The organism is Rhizobacter sp. (assembly GCF_031412495.1).
GTDB lineage: Bacteria > Pseudomonadota > Gammaproteobacteria > Burkholderiales > Burkholderiaceae_C > Schlegelella_A.
The window spans coordinates 1-2,061 of record NZ_JANODC010000193.1; the positions used below are offsets into that span (position 1 = coordinate 1).

Genomic DNA, 2,061 nt, shown 5'->3' on the forward strand with positions numbered 1-2,061 from the left:
CGGTAGGTGAGGGCGCGCAGTGCCTCGATCTCGGTCTTCAGCTCGGCCAGCCGGTAGTGCACGTACTGGAAGTCGAGCACCGTCTGGCCGAACATCTTGCGCTCGCGGATGTACTCGATGGTGTCGTGCAGCGTGCGGATCATGCCGTTCACCGAGCTCGCCGCCGCCCACAGCCGCTCCTCCTGGAACTGCTGCATCTGGTAGGTGAAGCCCATGCCTTCCTCGCCGACGCGGTTGGCCTGCGGCACGCGCACGTCGTCGAAGTGGATCAGGCCGGTGTCGCTCGACATCATGCCGATCTTGCGGATCTTCTTCGCCTTCGTGATGCCGGGCGTGCTCATCGGCACCATGATGAGGCTCTTGTTCTTGTGCGCGGCGCCTTCGCCGGTGTTGGCGAGCAGGCACATCCAGTCGGCCTGCAGGCTGTTGGTGATCCACATCTTGGCGCCGTTGATGACGTAGTCGGCGCCGACCTTCTTCGCGGTGGTCTTGATGGACGCGACGTCGGAGCCGGCACCGGGCTCGGAGACGCCGATGCAGCCGACCGCGTCGCCGGCGATCGCCGGGACGAGGAATTCCCGGCACAGCGCCTCGCTGCCGAAGCGGGCCAGTGCCGGCGTCGCCATGTCGGTCTGCACGCCGATGGCCATCGGCACCCCGCCGCAGGCGACATGGCCGAGCGTCTCGGCCATCACCACCGAGAAGGAGTAGTCGAGGCCCATGCCGCCGTACTGCTCCGGCTTGGTCAGGCCCAGCAGGCCGAGCTCGCCGAGCCGCTTGAAGACGGTGTGCGCGGGGAACTCCTCGGCCGCCTCCCATTCGTCGACGTGCGGATTGATCTCCTCGTCGATGAAGCGCTTGAGCGTGCGCCGGATCTCTTCGTGCTCGTGCGTGAACTGCATGGTGTGCTCCTGGCGTGCCCGTCAGGGCCGGGCGACGCCGAACTGGATCGGGCGAAGCGTTCGGCGCGAGGCCTCGTCGCAGACGGCGAGGGCGAGGGCGAGGACCCGGCGGGTGTCGCGCGGGTCGATGATGCCGTCGTCGAGGAGCAGGCCGGAGGTGGTGAAGGCGTCCATCTGCCGCTCGAAGGTCGCGACGATCCTGCCGGTGAGCGCGGCGAGCCGCCCTTCGTCGATCGGCTCGCCCTTGCGGGCCGCGCCCTCGCGCATCACGATCTCCATCGTGCCGGCGGCCTGCTGCGGTCCCATGACAGCGGTCTTGGCCGTCGGCCAGCCGAAGAGGAAGCGCGGGCCGAAGCCGCGGCCGCACATGCCGTAGTTGCCGGCCCCGAACGAGGCGCCGCACTGCACGGTGATCTGCGGCACGTTCGCGTTCGACAGCGCCTGGATCTGCTTCGACCCATGCTTGATCATCCCGGCGCGCTCGGCCTCGGTGCCGACGATGAAGCCGGTCGTGTTCTGCAGCCAGACGATGGGCTTGCCGAGCTGGCAGCAGGCCTGCACGAAGTGCGTCACCTTGGTGCTGCCGGCGGGATCGAGGGGCCCGTTGTTGGTGACGATGCCGACGGGGTGGCCGGCGATGGCGGCATGGCCGCACACCGTCGCCGGGCCGTACTCGGGCTTGAAATCGAGAAACTCAGAGCCGTCGACGACGCGGGCGACGACGTGGCGCATGTCGACCGGCTTCCGGGCGTCGGCGCCGAACAGGCCGAGCATGTCCTCGGCGTCGTGCAGCGGCGCGGTGCCGTAGGGCCAGGCAGCACGCGGCTGCCAGTGCAGCGACGCGATCAGCTCGCGCGCCGTGGCCAGGGCGCTGGCATCGTCGTCGGCAACGTGCTCGGCGAGGCCCGACACGGCGGCGTGCATGTCGGCGCCGCCGAGCGCTTCCTCGGTCGCGACCTCGCCGGTGGCGGCCTTGAGCAGCGGCGGCCCGGCGAGGAAGGCACGGGCCCGGCCGCGCACCATGATCACGTGGTCGGACAGGCCGGTCATGTAGGCGCCGCCTGCCGTCGACGAGCCGTGCACGACCGCGATCACCGGCAGGCCGGCGGCCGACAGGCGGGCGAGGTTGCAGAAGAGCGTGCCGCCGCGGACGAACTGC

The 2,061-nt window shown here is 69.9% G+C and carries 2 protein-coding genes; both read right to left on the reverse strand.

All coding sequences use genetic code 11. The features are described from left to right. Window positions 1–902, reverse strand: a 902-nt coding sequence (locus tag AC30N0_RS07100; protein WP_489517226.1) for an acyl-CoA dehydrogenase family protein, incomplete at its 3' end; no start/stop codon positions are given. A gap of 21 nt (window positions 903–923) precedes the next feature. Further along, window positions 924–2,061: acyl-CoA carboxylase subunit beta (locus tag AC30N0_RS07105; protein WP_489517227.1), on the reverse strand; the 1,138-nt coding region annotated here is incomplete at its 5' end.